Source organism: Curtobacterium sp. B8 (assembly GCF_000333315.1).
GTDB lineage: Bacteria > Actinomycetota > Actinomycetes > Actinomycetales > Microbacteriaceae > Curtobacterium > Curtobacterium luteum.
On the sequence record NZ_BACW01000594.1, the window covers coordinates 1 to 1,025 of the forward strand.

1 protein-coding gene is annotated in these 1,025 nt (G+C 69.3%); it reads left to right on the forward strand.

The window, feature by feature from the left end:
- The first annotated feature begins 163 nt into the window (after positions 1-163).
- On the forward strand, positions 164-781 hold the full coding sequence (locus I59_RS16100; protein ID WP_022904752.1) for an HAD-IA family hydrolase: 618 nt from the start codon (positions 164-166) through the stop codon (positions 779-781).
- The last annotated feature ends 244 nt before the right edge of the window (positions 782-1,025 follow it).

Here is a 1,025-nt window from a genome sequence, read left to right on the forward strand (position 1 = left end):
CGGCCTGAGGCACGGGGCGGGCCCGACCCGCGCCTCCAGACCGGCACATCCCTCGTCGGCCTGTTCGCGGCAGCGCATGTGTGTCCGCGCGTCCGCGGCGGCGAGCGCCGCCGCGTGCCCCGATCCGCTCCCGCAGTCCGGGGAGCCCCGCTAGCCTTCGGCGATGGAGCAGTGGATCCTCTACGACGTCGGCGGCGTCCTCGAACTCGTCGACGACGACCGGTGGCCCGACGTCCTCCGGGAGACCTGGGGCGCCCGCTTCGGGCTGACGGTCGACGAGGTGCGGACCCGGCTGCGCGACGCCGATCTCCCCGACACGGCGCTGCGGACGGGCGTCGCAGACGAGTACTGGCGGAAGCTCGGTGCCGCGCTCGGGGCGACCCCGACCGAGGTCGTGACGATGCACGCGGAGTTCTGGGACGCCTACTGCGGCGTGGCGAACGTGGAGCTCCTCGAGCACGCCCGGTCGTTGCGCGACCGGGCGAAGCTGGCGATCCTGTCGAACTCCGGCGACGGTGCCCGTGAGGAGGAAGAGCGCCGCTTCGGCTTCTCGAGCGTCTTCGATCCGATCTGCTACAGCCACGAGCAGGGCGTGGCGAAGCCGGACCCGGGTGCCTACACCACGGCCCTCGCGCGGATGGGTGCCTCGCCCGAGCAGGTCCTCTTCGTCGACGACAACGAGGGCCCGGTCCTCGGCGCGGAGCGGTGCGGCATCCGCGCAGTGCTGCACGTCCGCAACGAGGAGACCATCGCCGCGATCGAGGGTTTCCTCGCCGGCTGACGGGTAGCGCAGATGTTCGAACGTGTGTTCGAATCCATGGCAGCAAGGAGGCCATGGGTCAGAACCGGCGGTACGGAACGTTCTGTGCGGAGTTGCGTCCGGTGCGAGTTGACCGTCGGCGTTGATATGCGAAGTTCTCCTGATCACCGTCGGGCAGGCAAGTCGTGCTTGACCTCGAGCCTGGATTTCGCGTTTGATGCATGATGTGTGCATTGCACGGAGGAGATGCTGTGGTGTGAGAGCG

Bases quoted from the DNA above. Each gene is read 5' to 3' on its own strand.
- I59_RS16100 (WP_022904752.1), top strand. From the start codon at position 164: ATGGAGCAGTGGATCCTCTACGACGTCGGCGGCGTCCTCGAACTCGTC.